At 71.2% G+C, this 17,587-nt stretch carries 17 protein-coding genes and 1 tRNA gene; 8 read left to right on the top strand and 10 right to left on the bottom strand.

Going from position 1 to position 17,587, the window contains the following annotated elements:
- Window positions 1–10 precede the first annotated feature (10 nt).
- From BMZ92_RS22410 to BMZ92_RS22400, 3 genes are read left to right on the top strand one after another with little or no spacing between them, the layout of a single operon-like run.
- Window positions 11–661: a glycosyltransferase family 2 protein gene (locus tag BMZ92_RS22410; RefSeq protein WP_091510947.1), complete on the top strand. Its 651-nt coding sequence runs from the start codon at window positions 11–13 to the stop codon at window positions 659–661.
- Complete coding sequence (locus tag BMZ92_RS22405; RefSeq protein WP_091510944.1) at window positions 658–1,308, top strand: TIGR04282 family arsenosugar biosynthesis glycosyltransferase; 651 nt, start codon at window positions 658–660, stop codon at window positions 1,306–1,308. The genes BMZ92_RS22410 and BMZ92_RS22405 overlap by 4 nt, the downstream gene beginning before the upstream one ends.
- Window positions 1,305–1,901, top strand: a complete 597-nt coding sequence (locus BMZ92_RS22400) for a class I SAM-dependent methyltransferase (protein ID WP_091510942.1) — start codon at window positions 1,305–1,307, stop codon at window positions 1,899–1,901. The genes BMZ92_RS22405 and BMZ92_RS22400 overlap by 4 nt, the downstream gene beginning before the upstream one ends.
- A 71-nt stretch (window positions 1,902–1,972) precedes the next feature.
- On the opposite strand, the gene BMZ92_RS22395 is transcribed toward BMZ92_RS22400, so the two are convergent.
- The 6 genes from BMZ92_RS22395 to BMZ92_RS22370 all read right to left on the bottom strand — a co-directional run bounded on the left by BMZ92_RS22395 (window position 1,973) and on the right by BMZ92_RS22370 (window position 8,131).
- Window positions 1,973–3,319, bottom strand: a complete 1,347-nt coding sequence (locus tag BMZ92_RS22395; protein ID WP_091510940.1) for a S1C family serine protease — start codon at window positions 3,317–3,319, stop codon at window positions 1,973–1,975.
- Between the two features lie 75 nt (window positions 3,320–3,394).
- Window positions 3,395–4,477 (bottom strand): galactose-1-phosphate uridylyltransferase, encoded by a 1,083-nt coding sequence (galT, locus tag BMZ92_RS22390; protein WP_091510938.1) that lies wholly within the window; start codon window positions 4,475–4,477, stop codon window positions 3,395–3,397.
- Complete coding sequence (locus BMZ92_RS22385; protein WP_091511187.1) at window positions 4,474–5,265, bottom strand: DeoR/GlpR family DNA-binding transcription regulator; 792 nt, start codon at window positions 5,263–5,265, stop codon at window positions 4,474–4,476. Before BMZ92_RS22385 ends, galT begins: the two co-directional genes overlap by 4 nt.
- Window positions 5,266–5,328: 63 nt before the next feature.
- Window positions 5,329–6,729 (bottom strand): HAMP domain-containing sensor histidine kinase, encoded by a 1,401-nt coding sequence (locus BMZ92_RS22380; protein ID WP_091511185.1) that lies wholly within the window; start codon window positions 6,727–6,729, stop codon window positions 5,329–5,331.
- A gap of 8 nt (window positions 6,730–6,737) precedes the next feature.
- Window positions 6,738–7,430, bottom strand: coding sequence for a response regulator transcription factor (locus tag BMZ92_RS22375; RefSeq protein ID WP_091510935.1), 693 nt, complete (start codon window positions 7,428–7,430; stop codon window positions 6,738–6,740).
- Between the two features lie 44 nt (window positions 7,431–7,474).
- Entirely contained in the window at window positions 7,475–8,131 is a 657-nt protein-coding gene (locus BMZ92_RS22370) for a response regulator (RefSeq protein ID WP_091510932.1), read from the bottom strand.
- A gap of 157 nt (window positions 8,132–8,288) precedes the next feature.
- On the opposite strand from BMZ92_RS22370, the gene BMZ92_RS22365 reads away from it, so the two are divergent.
- Window positions 8,289–8,361 (top strand) — tRNA-Arg (locus BMZ92_RS22365).
- 467 nt (window positions 8,362–8,828) lie between these two features.
- Here BMZ92_RS22365 and BMZ92_RS22360 read toward each other — a convergent pair.
- Window positions 8,829–9,344, bottom strand: coding sequence for a hypothetical protein (locus tag BMZ92_RS22360; RefSeq protein ID WP_143249923.1), 516 nt, complete (start codon window positions 9,342–9,344; stop codon window positions 8,829–8,831).
- Between the two features lie 167 nt (window positions 9,345–9,511).
- Here BMZ92_RS22360 and BMZ92_RS22355 point away from each other — a divergent pair, with 167 nt between their 5' ends.
- The 4 genes from BMZ92_RS22355 to BMZ92_RS22340 all read left to right on the top strand — a co-directional run bounded on the left by BMZ92_RS22355 (window position 9,512) and on the right by BMZ92_RS22340 (window position 11,964).
- Window positions 9,512–9,910 (top strand): hypothetical protein, encoded by a 399-nt coding sequence (locus tag BMZ92_RS22355; protein WP_091510928.1) that lies wholly within the window; start codon window positions 9,512–9,514, stop codon window positions 9,908–9,910.
- 176 nt (window positions 9,911–10,086) lie between these two features.
- Entirely contained in the window at window positions 10,087–10,413 is a 327-nt protein-coding gene (locus tag BMZ92_RS22350) for a hypothetical protein (protein ID WP_245783198.1), read from the top strand.
- The gene (locus BMZ92_RS22345) at window positions 10,406–11,593 is read left to right on the top strand and encodes a putative T7SS-secreted protein (RefSeq protein ID WP_091510927.1); all 1,188 of its coding nucleotides are present in this window, start codon (window positions 10,406–10,408) and stop codon (window positions 11,591–11,593) included. Before BMZ92_RS22350 ends, BMZ92_RS22345 begins: the two co-directional genes overlap by 8 nt.
- Window positions 11,590–11,964 (top strand): hypothetical protein, encoded by a 375-nt coding sequence (locus BMZ92_RS22340; RefSeq protein ID WP_091510924.1) that lies wholly within the window; start codon window positions 11,590–11,592, stop codon window positions 11,962–11,964. Before BMZ92_RS22345 ends, BMZ92_RS22340 begins: the two co-directional genes overlap by 4 nt.
- A gap of 38 nt (window positions 11,965–12,002) precedes the next feature.
- Here the strand turns inward: BMZ92_RS22340 and BMZ92_RS22335 are convergent, their stop codons facing one another.
- Genes BMZ92_RS22335 through BMZ92_RS36970 form a run of 3 tightly spaced genes read right to left on the bottom strand, consistent with a single transcriptional unit; the run spans window position 12,003 to window position 17,537 of the window.
- Complete coding sequence (locus BMZ92_RS22335) at window positions 12,003–12,479, bottom strand: hypothetical protein (protein WP_245783197.1); 477 nt, start codon at window positions 12,477–12,479, stop codon at window positions 12,003–12,005.
- Between the two features lie 38 nt (window positions 12,480–12,517).
- Window positions 12,518–14,902 (bottom strand): right-handed parallel beta-helix repeat-containing protein, encoded by a 2,385-nt coding sequence (locus tag BMZ92_RS22330; protein WP_091510919.1) that lies wholly within the window; start codon window positions 14,900–14,902, stop codon window positions 12,518–12,520.
- A gap of 13 nt (window positions 14,903–14,915) precedes the next feature.
- On the bottom strand, window positions 14,916–17,537 hold the full coding sequence (locus tag BMZ92_RS36970) for an AAA family ATPase (RefSeq protein WP_177228821.1): 2,622 nt from the start codon (window positions 17,535–17,537) through the stop codon (window positions 14,916–14,918).
- Window positions 17,538–17,587: the final 50 nt, after the last annotated feature.

The following is a 17,587-nucleotide window of genomic DNA, read 5'->3' as shown; positions in this document are numbered from 1 at the left end:
GTCGATGCCCATGAACGCGGACACCGTCCTGCCGTGCCTCGACGAGGCGGCGGCCCTGCCCGGCCTGCTGCGTGCGCTGCCACCCGGGTTCCGGCCGATCGTGGTCGACAACGGCTCCGTCGACGGCTCACCGGAGATCGCCGCCGCGCTGGGCGCGAAGGTGGTGCACGAACCCCGCCGCGGCTACGGCGCCGCCGTGCACACCGGCCTCGAACACGCCACCACCGACATCGTCTGCTTCCTCGACGCCGACGGCTCCCTCGACCCCGCCGACCTGCCGCGCCTGGCCGGAGCCGTCGCACGCGGCGCCGACCTGGCCGTGGGCCGTCGACAGCCGGTCGCGCGAGGGGTGTGGCCGTGGCACGCCCGGCTGGGCAACAACATCCTCGCGCGGCTCCTGCGCCGACGAGGCGTGCCCGTGCACGACATCGCACCGATCCGCGCCGCACGACGGCAGGCGTTGCTGGACCTCGACGTCACCGACCGCGCCTTCGGCTACCCGCTGGAACTCCTCGTGAAAGCCGGGCGCGCCGGACTGGTGATCGAGGAGTTCGACGTCGCGTACCGGCCGCGCGCCGCCGGCACGAAGTCGAAGGTGTCCGGTTCGCTCCGCGGCACCGCGCGTGCCGTTCGCGACATGGCGAAGGTGCTGCGCCGATGACCTTCTGCCTGCTCGTCGTCGCCAAGGCACCGGTGCCCGGGTTCGCGAAGACACGCCTTTGCCCGCCGGCCACCCCCGCGCAGGCCGCCGACATCGCGGCCGCCGCGCTGCTCGACACGCTCGACGCCGTCGCCGCGACACCGGGCGCCGTTCCCGTCGTCGCGGCCACCGGCGACTTCCGGCGCGCCGCCCGCGGCGCCGAGCTGGTGCACGCGCTGTGGCCGCTGACCGTGGTCGAACAGCGCGGCGAAACCTTCGGCGAGCGGCTCGCCAACGCGCACCAGGACGCGAGCCCGGATGGCCTCCCGGTGCTGCAGATCGGCATGGACACCCCGCAGGTCACGCCGGACCTCCTCGCCGAGGCCGCCGCGGCGCTCGGCGAACACGGCACCGTGCTCGGCCCCGCCGAGGACGGCGGGTGGTGGGCGCTCGGCCTGACCGACGCCGCCGACGCGAAGGTGCTCACCGGGGTGCCGATGTCCCGCCCCGACACCGGACAACGCACCCGCATCGCCCTCAGCGAAGCCGGTCTCGCTCCGACCGACCTACGCAGTCTGTCCGATGTGGACACGATGACGGACGCCCGCCGCGTCGCGCGCCTGACAGGCGGGCGGTTCGCCGAAGCGGTCGTGGCGGTGGCACCGTGACCCCCTTCGACGCCGCGCTGCTGAGCAGCACCTGTGTGTTGGAACTCGCCACGGGTGAGCGGATCGAGCTGCCCACCGCACGCTGGCGTGCCGAACCGGGCGAGGGCGACGAGCTGATGCTCACCCGGTGCGCGGGCCCGACGCTCGACATCGGCTGCGGCCCCGGCAGGCTCACCGCCGAGCTGACCGCCCGGGGCGTCCCGGCACTCGGGATCGACGTGTCCCCCACCGCCGTCCGGCTCACCCGCGAGCGTGGCGGCACCGCGTTGCGCCGGGACGTCTTCCGGCGGCTGCCGGGCGAAGGGCGCTGGCGGCACGCCCTGCTCGCCGACGGCAACATCGGCATCGGCGGTGATCCCGTCGCGTTGCTGCGGCGGGTCAGGGATCTCCTCGCCCCGGGCGGGCGGGTGCTGGTCGAGCTCGAACCCGGCCGGGTCGCCAGCCGTGACCGGGTGCGCATCGGCGACGGGCCCTGGTTTCCCTGGGCGCGCTTGGGTGTCGGCGCGCTCGGCGGCATCGCGGACGCGGCCGCGCTGCGGATCGGGTGGACGGCCGCCCACGGCTCACGGCACTTCACGGAACTGGTGCGGTGAAAAAACGGGCTCCCGGCGGAAAACCCGCCGGGAGCCCGGAGTTGGTCTCGGCCGCCTGCGCGGCCGAGCGTCTACTTCACCTCGACCGGCTGGCCGCCGAGCGTCACCTGCACGGTGCGGCCGTCGCTGAGCGTGAAAGTCACCTTGTCGTTCGGCGCCCTGGTGCGCACCGCGGCGATCAGGCCGTCCGCGTCGTTGATCACCTGGGTGTCGACCTTCGTCACCACGTCGCCCGCCTTGAGCCCGGCCTGCTCGGCGGGGCTGCCGGCCTGCACCGACTGGATCAGCGCACCACCGGACTGGGCGTCGCTCACGCCGGCACCGATGTAGGTCTGGGTCGCCTTGCCGGAGTCGATGATCTCCTGCGCCGTCCGCCGCGCCTGGTTGATCGGGATGGCGAACCCGATCCCCGCGTTGGTCGCCTCGGTCTGCTGACCGAAACCGCCGGAGGACTGCGGGCTGTAGATCGCCGAGTTGATGCCGATGACCTGCCCGGACAGGTTGACCAGCGGACCGCCGGAGTTGCCCGGGTTGATCGCGGCGTCCGTCTGGATCGCGCTCATCACCGTCGTCTGGTCACCGCTGCTGCCGCCGGCGCGCACCGGCCGGTGCAGCGCGCTCACGATGCCCGACGTCACGGTGCCCGCCAGCTCGAACGGCGAGCCGAACGCGACGACGGACTGCCCGACCTGCAGGTCGTCGGAGTTGCCGAGCGACACCGGGGTCAGGTTCTTCGCGCCCTGCACCTTGACCACGGCGACGTCCGTCGTCGGGTCGCGGCCCACGATCGTCGCCGTCGCCTTCGTACCGTCCTGGAACACCGCCTGGATGCTGCCGCCGTTCGCGGCGACCTCCACGACGTGGTTGTTCGTCAGGACGTAGCCGTCGGTCGACAACACGAAGCCCGAGCCCTCGCCCTGCTCCTGGCTGCCGGACACGACGAGTTCGACGACGCTCGGCGAAACCTTCTGCGCCACCGCCTCCACGCTGCCGGACGGCGCCGCGCTGGTCTGCTGGTTCGGCACCGGCTGGTTCAGCGCGTTGTAGGCGACGCCACCCCCGGAGTTCTGCGAGGCGAAGTAGCCGCCCGCGCCACCGGCCGCGCCGCCCACGACGAGCGCGAGCACCGCCACACCGGCGACGAGGCGGCCGGATCCCTTGCGCTGCTGCGGAATCGCGGCCTGCTGCTGCGTCGTCGGGTACGCGGCGGTCTGGTACGGGTGCTGTGCGGTCTGCGACGGCGACGTCCAGGGGTACGCCTGCTGCTGGCCCTGTGCCGACCAGGGGCTCGGCTGCTCCCCACCGAAAGACGTACCCCGCGGGGGCGTGCTCGCGTCCTCCTGCGCCGGACGCTGCTCCGGTTGCGGGTCCCGGGGGGCACCGCCGCCGTGCGGTGCGCTGGGGTCGTTCTCGGTCATGTCCTCACCATGTCGGTCGGTCCTGAGAGCTGGCTGAGCCCAAGCTGAGGGTCCGACATGAGTATGCCGGGAAGATCAGGGGTGCGCCGCCCGCAGCCGCTCCGCGATCTGCTCCGGGGTGGCGTCGTTGATCCACACGCCCATGCCCGACTCCGAGCCTGCCAGGTACTTCAGCTTGTCCTTCGTCCGCAGGATCGAGAACAGCTCCAGGTGCAGCCAGCCCAGCTCGCGGTCGACACGCACCGGCGCCTGGTTCCACGCCGCGATGTAGGGCAGCGGCCGGTCGTACAGCGCGTCGCAGCGGCGCAGGACCTGCAGGTAGACCTCGGCGAAGTCGTCGCGCTCGGCGTCGGACAACGCGGGGATGTCGGGGACCTGGCGGTGCGGCACCAGCAGCACGTGCACCGGCCAGCGCGCGGCGGGCGGCACGAACGCCGTCCAGTGCTCCCCCTCCGCGACGACCCGCGTCCCGGCCTCGCGCTCGGCGGCGAGCACGTCGCCGAGCACCGGACGCCCGTGTTCGGCCTGGTAGGCGCGGGCCGTGTCGAGCGCGCGGCGGGTCTTGGGCGTGACGAACGGGTACGCGTAGATCTGCCCGTGCGGGTGGGACAGCGTCACGCCGATCTCCTCACCCCGGTTCTCGAACGGGAAGACCTGCTCCACACCGTCCAGAGTGGACATGGATGCGGTGCGGTCGGCCCACGCGTCCACGACCGTGCGCACCCGCCGCGGGCTCAGCGTCGCGAAGGAGCCGTTGTGGTCACTGGTGAAGCACACGACGTCACAGCGGCCGCGACCCGGCGCCGTGGGCACGAGGCCAGCGCCGTCCACACTGGACGCTTCGCCGCTGACGTGCTGGGAGAACGAGGGGAACCGGTTCTCGAACACCACGACGTCATAATCGGACTCGGGGATCTCGCTGGGCTTGCCCGGCTTGCTCGGGCACAGCGGGCACAGGTCGGCAGGCGGCTTGTACGTGCGGGTCTGCCGGTGCGCGGCCATCGCGACCCACTCGCCGGACAACGGGTCACGGCGGATCTCCGAGCTCGCCGCGACCGGCGGCAGGTCGCGCGTGTCCACGGCGTCGCGCGCGTGCGGCGCTTCGTCGTAGTAGATGATCTCCCTGCCGTCGGCGAGGTGCCGGACCGTGCGTATCAACTTTCCTCCGCCTCGTTCACGTCGGCGACCACCAGCTCGCCCACGTGCTCGGCCAGTGTCTCGCGGGCGGCGGCCGGGAGCCCGTCATCGCTCACCACGACGTCCGCTTCCTCGAGATCGGCCATCGTGGAGATGCCGACGATGCCCCATTTGGTGTGATCGGCGAGCACGACGAGCTTGCGGCCCGCCTCGACCAGCGCGCGGTTGGTCTCGCTCTCGTCGAGGTTCGGCGTGGTGAACCCCGGCCCCTCGGCCATGCCGTGCACCCCGAGGAACACCTGGTCCAGGTGCAGCCGCCGCAGGCTCGCCACCGCGACACCGCCGACCAGCGCGTCCGACGGCGTGCGCACGCCCCCGGTGAGCACGACCGTCCGCTCCGGCTGCCCGGACTCACGCAGGACGTCGGCCACCCGGATGGAGTTCGTGACGATCGTCAGCCCCGGCACGGAGTCCAGCGCGCGGGCGAACGTCCACGTCGTGGTGCCCGCGGAGATCCCGATCGCGGTGCCCGGCCGGACCAGCCCGGCCGCGAGCGCGGCGATCGCCTCCTTCTGGGCCTGCTGCTGCTCGGACTTCGCCTCGAAGCCCGGCTCGTCGGTGCTCTTGCCGAGGTTCGCCGTCGCGCCGCCGTAGACCTTCTCGACCAGTCCCCGGCTCGCCAGCACGTCGAGGTCACGGCGGATCGTCATGTCGGAGACGCCGAGCCGCGCGACCAGCTCGCTGACCCGGACCGCGCCCGTGCGCCGGGCCTCCTCCAGGATCACCGCTTGCCGCTGCCGCGCCAGCACCTTCGCTCCCTCGCTCGCCAACTACACAAAATCCTACACGAATAAACATCGCGGGGATCTCGCTCAGGCGGGTGCTCCCGGCAGCCGGATGGTCAGCAGTGCGCCGCCCTCGGGGGCGCGGCCGGCGTAGACCGTGCCGCCGTGCCGTTCCGCGGCCTGCTTGACGATGGACAGGCCCAGGCCGGAACCGGGCAGGGTGCGCGCCTCGGAGGAGCGGTAGAAGCGGTCGAACACCTTGGGCAGGTCGGCCTCGGCGATACCGGGGCCGGAATCGGCGACCTCGATCACCGCGGTGCCGTCGCCCAGCGGGTACATCCGGACCCGCACGGTGGACCGCGGCGGCGAGAACTTCACGGCGTTGTCCAGCAGGTTCAGCACCGCGCGCTCCAGCGAGCTGTGGTCGCCGGTGAGCACCCACGGCTGCAGCTGCACGTCGAACTCGATCTCGCCGGCACGGCGGCGGGCCCGGTCCAGCGCCCGCTCGATGACCTCGATCATCTCGACGCGCTCGAAGTCCGTGCGCGGCTCGTCCTGCCGCGCCAGCTCCACGAGGTCGCCGATGAGCTGCGTCAGCTCGTCCAGCTGCGCCTTGATGTCGGTCTCGATGTCCTTCCTGACCTGCTCGGACAGCGTCGGCGCGCCCACCCGGTTGGCCGACAGCAGCAGCTCCAGGTTGGTGCGCAGGGAGGTCAGCGGGGTGCGCAGCTCGTGCCCGGCGTCGGCGACCAGGCGGCGTTGCCGTTCCTGCGACTCGGCGACGGCGCCGAGCATCGTGTTGAAGCTCGTGGTCAGCCGGGCCAGCTCGTCGTCACCGCTCACCGGGATCGGACGCAGGTCACCCGTCCGGGCGACGTATTCGGTGGCCGACGTCAGCCGTTCGACGGGCCGCAGCCCCGTGCGCGCCACGGCTGTCCCGGCGAGCGCGGCGACGATGATGCCGCCGCCACCGATCAGGATGAGCACGATCGCCAGCTGGTTGAGCGTCTGCTCGGTCGGTGTGAGCGACTGGGCGAGCACGAGCGCCTGCCCCGGCCCGTAGTGCAGCGAGACGACGCGCATGTCGGTCTTGTCGTCCGTGCGGATCGAGGAGGACGCGGCGCCTTGCGCGACGGCGATTTCGGTCTGCCCGACCGGGGGCTGGCGCCCGCCGGGCGGCAGGGTGAGCCTGCCGTCGGAATCCAGCAGGCAGATCTGGATGTCCGTGCTGCTCAGGAGCGCGCCGGGGAACTCCTGGATGCCCTGCCGGACCTGCGGGGTCTGCGCGGCGGCGATGGCACGGACCTGCAGGTTGTCGTCGACCTGCTGGTAGAGGTTGTTGTAGACCGTGATGTACGCGCCGAGCGACACCAGCACCATCACCCCGGCGACGCACGCCGCGGCGAGCAGCGAGACCCGGGCGCGCAGGGAGATGCGGCGCTGGGGCCTGCGTTCGCCGACGTCGACGACGCTGACCGGTTCGGTCAGGATCTGGCTCACGGCGGGGTTTCCCTGAGCACGTAGCCGACTCCGCGGACCGTGTGGATCAACCGGGGCTCGCCGCCGGCCTCGGTCTTGCGGCGCAGGTACCCGACGTAGACCTCCAGCGCGTTGCCCGAGGTCGGGAAGTCGTAGCCCCAGACCTCCTCGAGGATGCGGCTGCGGGTGAGGACGTGCTTCGGGTACGACATGAACAGTTCGAGCAGGGCGAACTCGGTGCGCGTGAGGCTGATCTCGCGCTCACCCCGGCGGACCTCGCGGGTGCCGGGGTCGAGCGTCAGGTCGGCGAAGGTGAGCTGCTCCGCGTTGGCGCCCGCCTGTTCCTCGCGGGAGGCGCGGCGGAGCAGGGCGCGAAGGCGCGCGAGGAGCTCTTCGAGCGCGAAGGGCTTCGGGAGGTAGTCGTCGGCCCCGGCATCCAAGCCGGAGACGCGGTCGGACACCGTGTCGCGGGCCGTGAGCACGAGGATCGGCAGGTCGTCGCCGGTGCTGCGCAGGCGGCGGGCCACCTCGAGGCCGTCGAGGCGGGGCATCATGACGTCGAGGATCATGGCGTCGGGCCGGTCGTTGATGACCCGTTCGAGTGCCTGCGCACCGTCGCCGGCGAGGTCGACCTGGTAGCCGTTGAACTCCAGCGAGCGCCGGAGCGACTCCCGGACCGCCCGATCGTCGTCGACAACGAGTATGCGCATGTGGACAGTGTTACCGACGGTGCTGAGACTCGCCTGAGAAGGTGTTAGAGCTGGTCCAAGAGTCCGCCGCGGTAGGCGAGCAGCGCGGCCTGCACGCGGTTGGCGGCGCCGATCTTGGACAGGACCGCGGAGACGTAGCCCTTGACCGTGGCCTCGGACAGGTGGAGCTTGCCGCCGATCTCGGCGTTGGACAGCCCCTGCCCGATGAGGGCGACGACCTCGCGTTCGCGTTCGGAGAGGCTGGCCAGGAGCTTGCGCGCGGGCTGGGCGGCGCGCTGGCCCTCGCGGTGGGCGCGCACCATGCGGGCCGCGACGCCGGGGTCGAGGACGGCGCCGCCGCGGGCGAGGTCGCGGACCGCGCGCAGCAGGGCGGCGGGCTCGATGTCCTTCAGGAGGAACCCGTTGGCGCCCAGGCGCAGGGCCAGGCTCACGTACTCGTCCATGTCGAAGGTGGTGAGCATGGCCACGGTCGGGGGTGTCGGGAGGGCGAGGATCGCGCGGAGGGCGCGGATCCCGTCGTCGGGTGCGCGCATCTTGATGTCGAGCAGCACGACGTCCGGCTGGAGGCGGCGCGCGGCCTCGACGGCGGAACGCCCGTCCACGGCCTCCCCGACCACCTCGATGTCCGGGGCGCCGGCCATCATCCCGCGCAGACTGGACCGCACCAACTCCTCGTCGTCAGCGAAAACCAGCTTGATCAACGGGCCCTCCGGTGGTTCGGTGGAGCGGGGTTTCCGCGTCCGTCACGGAAGGTTACCCAGTGGTAGCGCTGGAGTCGATACGCTGTTCGCCCGCACCGTGTTTCACCGGGAGCCCCCTCGTGGGCGGCCCCGCAGGCCGGTAGAGTGACGCCGGTAAGCCCTCGTAGCTCAGGGGATAGAGCACCGCTCTCCTAAAGCGGGTGTCGCAGGTTCGAATCCTGCCGGGGGCACACAGGTCCAGGTGAGAGCAGGTTTCGAGCCGTCTGAAGGCCCGCGATTGCGAACCTGCTTCCGAAAACTCGCCGGATCGCACAAGCCGCCGGGGCGCACCCGGGTGTGTACTCGGTCGCGGTCGGCGCGCCGGTCCGCGTCGCGGGCACCGCTGCGGTCTACCTCGCGGTGACGATCCGGTGGCGCGCGAGTCGTCTTCCACACGGTGTGCGCGGAGTCGACGGCGTCGACCGCCCCTTCGGCCGTGCCGTGACGAACACGAGCCGCACGGCAACGGGACCGGTGAACGGCTCGCGTTCGCCGGCGGATCGGTCAAGGCATCCCGGATGGCCCGCGCCAGGTCTTCACGTGCGGAGAGTCCTCCATCTGCACGATGCCCGCTCTATGACAGGCCGGACTGGCGCCGTTCGGGCGAGAAGGCCCAGACGGACACCCACCGGACCAGGGCACCGGTCAGAGCAGGGCATCACTTGACGTCGTCTACGGCATTGGCACGACGGGACGGTTGCGATGAAGAACCATCGGTGTGGATCAGTTCCTTCCGGGCACTGTCGCGGAAACCGTCGAGCTTCCGAATGAAACCATCGGCATCGAACGTACGAGTCTCTATACTCTTGTCAACGAAGAACAGAATTTGCGCCGTGGCGTCAAGAACCTCCTGCGAGCCAATCAGGCGAATAAGCGTGTAATCTGCCCAAAGATCGTGTCGTGCGGCCTTGGCACCCATCCTGCTTTCCCGATCTTCCTCATTGGCTCTGGCCAGCCGGGTAAGAGCTTGGCGTGCGCTTCCAATGTGCAGGTACAAGGCTGCGTACGCTTCCATGCGTTTGTCGAACAAGCGGTACGCGTCTTCGCGCGCGTACTGCTCAAGCCGCATGGCGCGCGCCCCTTTGGCCTGAAAGTGCAGAGTCAACAGCGAACTGATGATTGTCAACATTCCACCTGTCGCGGCAAGCAACAGGGACGCGACGACGCTGGGCAACGGACCTCCAGTGTGGTGAACCGGCGCTTTCTGGGACGGATGAACACGGATTCCCTGGTGTCTTTCAGCTGTCGTTCGGTCTGGTCGCCAGGACTGGGTCAGTTGACCGCGCCGGACACGGAGCCGTCAAGGAGATGACCGGCGAAGGTTGCCGCTAGCCTGGCTCCGTGCGGGAGGGCGAGTCGCGGCCGGTACTGGCGATTGGCCGGCACGGGCTCGCGCTCGGACTCGACGACCACGGCCAGTGGATCCTCTGCGAAACCCCGGCGGCTATCCACCCGGTGTCGGACAAGCTCATGGCGATGCTCCCGGTGCTCGAGCAGTCGTACACCGAGGTCATGCGCCTCACAAACACTCCTGACACCAGATCCGCCCCGCCTTGGGACGAGGTGCTGCGACTCGCATTGGAATGGCCGACGGACTACTGGCCGGATCGAGCGCTCGATCGGCTGGAGGCGGGATACTCCGTCCACAAGCTCGCCGGTGCTCTCAAACGGATCAGCGAGTCGTCGGCCCGTTCTCAGCAAACCCGTCACCGAGCACGTCGCCTGCTGAGGCGCTGCTGACAACCGCGGGGATCGGGGATCAACAAGGGTTCGGCATCCCACCTGCCGCACGAGAAACACCAGGAACAACGCCGTGTTCGGCCAATCACCCGGCAGCGCGCCAACCCTTGCCTGATCGACAGCAGAACAACAAGATGGTTCCCGGAGTGCCCGCGTGTGATTAAGGGGGAATTGCTTTGGCGTTGGACGGCCCAGGATTTCACGTCGATATCGATGCTGTCGACCAGGCCGCACGTGGCATCACAGGAAGTGTGCAGGACCAGGACAACTTCGAACTTCGGGGGCTTTGCGGGGAACCCGAGTTGTACGGCCACGAGGCTCTGCACGACGCTTTGATGGACTTCTGCGTCAAGTGGAGTGACGGCCTCGATGTCCTCACTGACGACGCGGGGGCGATCGGCGAGACGCTGACCAAGGCCGTGCGGGCATATCAAGCCATCGACGAGGCCACTGCCCGAACACTCGCGGGTGATCCTGCCACGGGGGCAGTGGAGGATGGCTGAACTCGGTGACACCCAGGACCCGGCCGCTCTGATCCCGGGCAAGCCCGAGGCGATCGAGGAAAACGCCCGGGTCTTGCGAGCGCGCGCGGACGAGGCGGACAACGCGGCGCAAGGGCTACTGGCCGTGGATACCGGTTCCTGGGAGGGGCCCGCCTCCCGCGCCTTCCACGACAAGTTCAGCTACGAGCCACGCAAGTGGTTCGCCGCCGCGGATGCCCTTGGCTCGGCTGCCGACGCGCTCGAAAACTATGCCGCGACGTTGCGATGGGCCCAGACGCAGGCTGGGGAAGCCATCGCGCGCTGGAACCAGGGGCAAGCCGCGACCGCGAGAGCGACGGCTGAGCACAACCAGGCCGTGGCGAACAACCAACCCACACCGCCGTTCACGGACCCCGGCGCGGGTGACCGCGACGCGGCACGCGCGCTGCTCGCCCGCGCCCGAAGCCAACTCGCGGAAGCCGGAGACACAGCTGCCGACGCGTTGCGGAACGGCGCAGCCGCCGCTCCGGAGAAGTCGAGCTGGCTGGACGACGTCGGCAACTTCGTCGCCGACGTCGGGGCCCATCTGGTGAACGGGTTGGCGTCGTTCGGCAACGCCATGCTCAACCATCCCGGCGACGTGCTGGCCGCCGCGGCCGGCGCCGGGCTCACGGTCGTCAGCGCCGCTGGAGAAGGAATCGGCATCGTCCTGGACGCCACGGGCGTAGGTGCGGTCGCCGGTGTTCCCCTCAACGCCGTGTCCGCGGCGGGCATGGCCACCGGGGCCACGATCACGGCGGGCGCCGTCGCACACATGGCGGTGAACGCTGCCGGTGACGACCACGTCGAAGTCGTTCAGCGCGGAGGTGGTGACGCGGAGCCGACTGCTTCCCCCATCCCCGCCAAGGGCTTGGCCGAGCAGTTCAAGGAGGGGACACCGCCGAAAGCGTCCGACCTCGAGCGCTATGCGGAATCCCAGGGCTGGACCCGCACCCAGACGCCCAACGGGCCACCCAAGTACGTTGACGAGAACGGCATCCCGCGGATGACGATCAAGCAGGGCAGCTCGCGCACGCCTGGCAGCGAGAACCCGCACGTCGAGCTGAGGAACGAACATGGGCAGCGAATCGACCCGCAGGGCAACCCGGTGAACCGGCGCAGCCCAGGCAACCACACCCCGATCGAGTGGGACCTGTCATGACCAAGAACTACCCCGAATTCCCGGACCTGACCGACGTTTACCTGGAGGACAGCTACGTCCTCGGAATCTCCGAAACCCCGGGCACCGTGGTGTTCTCACTCGACCTCGTCCTGACTCCCGGGCACCCCCGGTACCAAACGCCGCCCCCCGACGAGCAGTACTGCTACGCCAAGGCCGAACTCGTCTTCGCCGAGGTGACCGGCGTCCGCTGGCCTCGCCGCAGCGACCTCACGTTCACCGATGCCACGGGTGAGGTCGACCTCGGGAACATCGACACCATGGTGTACCGGAACGACCACTACGAACTGACCGGCGACTGGGGCGAAGTCCACATCTACACGACGCAGCCACCTCGCCTGACTTTTGGTTGACGTGCGGCGATCCTCGGCAGGCAGAGTCCGTCGCGGCGCTATCCGCGAGGCAGGATCCGCCTCATGGAGACGGAAGTCGTGGTGGCGGTGGCCATGGTCACGACCGCCGCGACAAAGGTGGCGGCCAGCCGCGGGGCCGGGAGTGGGGCATCACCACCGGCGCCGTCCGCGATCGAGAGCGTGATGAGGATGCCCAGGGCGTTCGTCACCAGGGCACACCACCACATCGCGAGCACCAGACGGCGGACTCCGGCGAAGAAGTCGGCGTCCAGCGCCGGGATGGTCGGAGTGCGGTCTCGCGCTACCACTACGCCGACCCCGCCGAAGAGGAGACTGGCGGCGCCTCCGCTCAGGAAGGCCAGCCCCAGGTAGAAGAACGGGTGCGTGCCCGTCGGAGCCGTCAAACCCAGCGTGACCAGGACGACCACGACGGCCGCGCTCACGCCCAGCGAAAGCGCGGCGATCCGCCCGGCACCAGGTAGGCCCCACAACGGGAGCCCTCTCCGATCGTCCACAGTGGCGGAGCCTAGCCATCACACGGCCGGCCCGCCCGTCAAACCCCCAGGTCCTCCGGGGTGAGGAGCATCAGGTCCGCTGCCTCTACTGCGGTCGCGGTCGCCAGCCTTGACGCCTGCCTGTCCGCCATCTGCTCGAACACCCGCCGCGCCGTGCGGCCGTTGCCGAAGGTGCCGTCCTTCGGGATCTCCTCGAAATACCGCAGCAGGGCCTCTTCCGTCCCCGGAGCCAGCTGGTAATCGTGCTTCTCGCACTGGAAGCGCACGATCGTGACGAGTTCTTCCGGCGTGTAGTTCACGAATTCGATCGTGCGGCTGAAACGGCTTTCCATACCCGGGTTGGCTTCCAGGAACTCCCGCATCTCCTTCGAATACCCCGCCGCGATCACCACGATGTCGTCGCGGTGGTCTTCCATCAGCTTGACCAGCGTGTCGATCGCCTCGCGGCCGAAGTCCGGGCCGCTGCCGCCGCGGCCCGACGACAGCGTGTACGCCTCGTCGATGAACAGGACACCGCCCAGCGCCGACGTGAACGCCTCCGTCGTCTTGATCGCCGTGCCACCGATGATCTGCGCGACCAGGTCCGCCCGCGAAACCTCCACCAGGTGCCCCGAACGCAGCACCTTCAGCTGCGCCAGGATCTCCCCGTACAACCGCGCGACCGTCGTCTTGCCCGTGCCCGGCGGGCCCGCGAACACCAGGTGCCGCGCCATCGGCGGCGCCGACAGCCCCGCGTCCAGCCGCCGCTGCGCCATCTTGTTCAGGTTGACCAGCGACGTGACCTCCCGCTTCACCTCCGCGAGACCCACCAGCCGCTGCAACTCCACCAGCGGGTCCGACGCCGCCTCCGCCTTCTGCCGCTGCGGCTGCGCGACCGGCTCCGCCACCGCCGCGGCCGCCGCCGTGCCGACCGCGTCCGGCATGCCGTTGCCCGTGCTCGTCAGGCCCGCCACCACGATCGCCTCGGTCGGCTGGAGGCTGCGCACCCCGCAACCCCGGTTGTCCCGCACCGTGCAACCCGTGACGCGCACCGCGTCCGCGGTCTCCAACAACAACCCGTCCGCCGCGCCGCCCACGAACTCCGAGTCCGCCACCGTGCCCGTCGAGCCCTCCGCGAACCGCGCGCCCGCACCGCCGCTGCCGTGCACCCGGCACCGCTCCAACGTGACCTCCGCGCCCTGCTCAGCCCGCACGCCTTCGGCCCCGCACCCGCCGAGGTCACCTTCGGACAACGTCAGCGCGGCACCCGTCACCACGACCCCGGCGTCGCTCACGCCGCGCATGCTCAGGCCACCCACCGACGGCCGCGCGCCGCCCGTCACGACCACACCCGCGCCGCCGTCGATCTCCACGTTCTCCAGCCGGCCCCGCGAGCCGCCGGCGACCTCGATCGACGCCCCGTCGCACCCCCGCACCCGCAGGCCGCGGAAGAACGGGTCCGACGAGTCGTCGATCCGCACACCCGAACGGCAACCGCTCACCACGACGCTCGCGAACTCCGTGCCGCTGCGATCGGCCAGCGCGATACCCGGACCCTCCACATCGGACACTTCGCAACCCGTCACCGTGCCCGCCGCGCGGCCGGTGAACCGCAGGCCGCTCCCCGCGGCGCCCTGGACCCGGCAGCCCCGCAACGAGGGCGCACACGCCTCCGCGACGAAAACCGCCTCCGCACCGGCGCGCTCGACGAGGCAGTCCTCCAGCACCACGCTGCCCGAGGTCGCCAGGTAGAAGCCGATCCCGCCGCTGTCGGAGACCGTGAGCCTCGTCGCGGTCATCCCCGCGTCCTGCTCCACCGCGACCGCGGGCTTGCCCGTGCGGCTCACCGCGGTGTCCTCCACCGTCAGCCTGCCACGGCCGTTGAGGCAGATCCCGTTGCCGGACGCCGTGTCCACGGTGCACGCCCGCACCCGGAACCCGCCGTCGTCCGCCACCACCACCGCCGACGTGCCCAGCTCACCGAGCCGGCAGCCGTCCAGCACCCCGCCGTCCGGCGACGTGACGACGACCCCGGCGCCCTGGTCGTTGCGGATCTCGCACTCACGCATCAGCACCGCGCCGCTGTCCCGCGCGTACACCGCCGCCCAGCTGCCCGCCCGCACCTCGCACTCGGTCAGGCTGAGCTGCCCGCCGGTGACGAGCACCGCGGGGTTCTCCGGGTCCGTGGATTCGACCACCAGCCCGGACAACGCGGCCGACTCGGCCGTCAGCACGACGGTCACCCCCTCGTCGGCGACGAGCCGCACCGTGCCGGGACCGTGCTCCGCCGTGATGGTGACCGCCTTGTCCAGCACCAGGTTCTCGGTGTACCGCCCCGGCCCCACCACGATCACCGCGCCCTCCGCCGCGCGCGCGACCGCGTCGGCGATCCGGCTGTGCCCGGTGCCCGCGCTCTGGGTGACCGGGATGACGTGCTGACTCACCTGCGTTCCTCCCTCACGCACCGACCGCTTCGAGCCGCCCCTGCAGGCTGGCCGCCGCGAGCCCGTGCCGCGTCCGGCAGCCCGCCTTGAGGAACAGCCGCGTGAGGTGGTTCTCCACCGTCTTCTCGCTCATCCGCAGCTTCAGCGCGATCTGCCGGTTGGTGCGGCCCTGCCGGATCAGCTCGACGATCGCCAGCTCCACTTCGGACAGTTCCGCGCGCCGCGACCGGGCGACCGGCGCGAGCACGCCGCGCCCTTCCATGTGCTGCTTGACCTTCGCGCGCAGCCGCGTCGCGCCCAGTTCGCGGGCCAGCCGGTACGCCTCGTGCAGCCACGGGTCAGGTTCCTCCGCGACCTGGCCCGCCACGAGGCACGCCCACGCGAGATCCGGCAGGTGACCGCGCGCCCGCACGAGCCGCTCGCCCGCCTCCGCAGCGGCGCCGTCCCGCTCGACCAGCCCGCGCACCAGCGAAACCGTCTCCTGCGACACGGCGCTGTCCTCCCGGGTGTGCCGGGCCTCCGCCTCGCGCAGCGCCTGGTGCGCCCATCGCGTCCGGCCCGCCTCGACGGCGATGATCGCCAGGCGCACCAGCAGCCGGTGCTGGCCGGGTTCACCGCTTTCCCTTTGCGTGTAGGCATCCCAGCCCACGCGCAGCGCCTCGTCGAACTCGCCCGCCTCGTGGTGCAGCCCGCACTCCACCCAGCCCCGCAGCACGCCGAACCGGCCGGTCCGCTCCACCGACTCCAGCCACGCCACGGCGCGGCGATCCCTGCCGTGCCACACGCACATCTCGGCGGCGAGCAGCCGTGCGATCGCGAGCATCGCGGGGTCGGCGTGCTCGCACGTCTCCAGCTCGCGCGCGGCGCTGACGGCGTCCGGCCACCTCGCCTCGCGGAAACCGGTCACCACGCGGTGGAAAGCCGCCAGCGGCCCCGAATCCGGCAGCCGGTAGGCGGGGCCGAACATCGACCGGAAGACCGTGGCGAGGTCGCGGATCGCACACGGCCCCCCGAACTCGGCCATCGTCCGGCGCCGCAACTCCACGGCCGGGGTGGGCCAGCTCGCCGCGAGCCCTCCGAAGGCCGACACCAGCTCCGGCGCTGCCACCGGGTCCCCGGCGAACCAGCGGTCGCAGAAGCGGAAGGCCTCGTGCTCCCCCAGAGCCGCACGCACGCGCGCGGCGACCGGCTGTCCCAAGTGGACGGACGCCAACGCCGCCGCCGTGGCGAGTTCGGCTCGGGCAACTGTGCTCGCGGGCAGCCTGTCGGTGGCGGCGAGTTCGTCCACCAGCTCGGCCATGCGGTCGTACTTGCCCGCCTGGAACAACAACCGGACCAGCTCGGTCTGCACCGAGTCGCGGTCGGCGTGGCGCAGGGCGGCGTACTGCCGCTCGGCCGCACACGCCGGGTCGCGGGTGGCGACCCGCTTCGCCTCCTCCTGCAGGAGGGCGGCCAGTTCCGGGCTGGGCGGCAACGCGCGCCCCGCGGCCGCGACGTGGTCGGCGAGCACGCCGGGGTCCGGCGCCATGCGGTCGCCCATCGCCAGCAACTGCCCGGCGACGGCCGCGTGCAAGGCGGCCACGGCGTCCGGCCCCATCCGTTCCCGCACCGCGGCGGCCAGCGCCGGGCACGGACAGCTCAGCTTTCCCTGTGGGTCGCTCAAAAGAGCGCCTGCGCGCACCAGCCGGTCCACCGCCGCGCCGCACTCACTCGCGGACCTGCCGGTCGCCGCGGCGAGCACGGGGGTCTCGTCGACCGCGAAACCGGCGGCGCTCGAAGCCAGGACCACCAGGTGCCGCCCGGTTTCGCCCAGCGCGTCGACCTCGGTGAGCAGCGGGTGACCGGCGGGCAGCGCCACCGGCTCGGCCGGGTCGCGCAGGCACAGGTGGGTCTTCACGAACACGAGCCGGTCGCGCTCGCGGAGGTCGGCCACAGTGGACCGGACGGTGCCGGGGTTGCCGTACAGCGAGCCGAGGCTCGCCCGCAGGGCCCGGCTCAACCCCGCGTCGACCGGGGTGTTGGCCAGCTGGCGCACCAGTGCGTCAACGTCCTCATCGGACAGCGGTGCGAGGTCGACGGTCCGGTCCGCGAGCGCACACAGCTGCGCCGTTTCGTCCGGCTCACGCGTCTCGTCGAGGCACGTGGCGACGACGTGGTGACCGGCGCGGTGGGCCGGGGCGACGGCCAGCACCGCCATCGGCACGACGTCGATGTCGTCGGCCAGCACGGTGACGGGGCCTTCGGCGGCGATGCGGGCGAACATCCTGCTCAGCTCGGTGAGCAGGGCGGACTGGCCCCAGGCCGACGCGTAGGTCTCCGCCGTCCACAACCGGCTCACCGCGGTGATCGATTCGGCGAGCCGGGGGTTCGCACCGAGGCTCTCGAACTGCTCGCGGATCGCCGTCAGCACCGCGTGCGCGCCGAAGAGGTCCCAGTCCGGACGGTCGATCCGCGCGAACGGGATGGCCAGCACCGTGCCGGAGAGCTCGCGGCCCAGCTGGGTCAGCAGCGCCGTCCGGCCGCTGCCACGGGCACCCCTGACGACGACGAGCGCCGGGTCCTTACCGCGGCACGCCTCGGTGAGGGCTGCCAGCTCGGCCTGCCTCCCGACCAGTTCACCACGCTGGCGGGCCATCCGACGCTCCTTCCCGCTGCACCTCGTCCCACGGTTCGCCACTGTTCGAC

The sequence above is a fragment of the Amycolatopsis sacchari genome (genome assembly GCF_900114035.1).
GTDB lineage: Bacteria > Actinomycetota > Actinomycetes > Mycobacteriales > Pseudonocardiaceae > Amycolatopsis_E > Amycolatopsis_E sacchari.
Note: the sequence above shows the minus strand (reverse complement) of the source record. Positions and strands in the feature narration are given on the sequence as shown.

Coding starts and splice junctions, on each gene's coding strand:
- BMZ92_RS22410 (WP_091510947.1), top strand. CDS start 11: ATGAACGCGGACACCGTCCTGCCGTGCCTCGACGAGGCGGCGGCCCTG.
- BMZ92_RS22405 (WP_091510944.1), top strand. CDS start 658: ATGACCTTCTGCCTGCTCGTCGTCGCCAAGGCACCGGTGCCCGGGTTC.
- BMZ92_RS22395 (WP_091510940.1), bottom strand. CDS start 3,319: ATGACCGAGAACGACCCCAGCGCACCGCACGGCGGCGGTGCCCCCCGG.
- BMZ92_RS22375 (WP_091510935.1), bottom strand. CDS start 7,430: ATGCGCATACTCGTTGTCGACGACGATCGGGCGGTCCGGGAGTCGCTC.
- BMZ92_RS22345 (WP_091510927.1), top strand. CDS start 10,406: ATGGCTGAACTCGGTGACACCCAGGACCCGGCCGCTCTGATCCCGGGC.
- BMZ92_RS22340 (WP_091510924.1), top strand. CDS start 11,590: ATGACCAAGAACTACCCCGAATTCCCGGACCTGACCGACGTTTACCTG.
- BMZ92_RS36970 (WP_177228821.1), bottom strand. CDS start 17,537: ATGGCCCGCCAGCGTGGTGAACTGGTCGGGAGGCAGGCCGAGCTGGCA.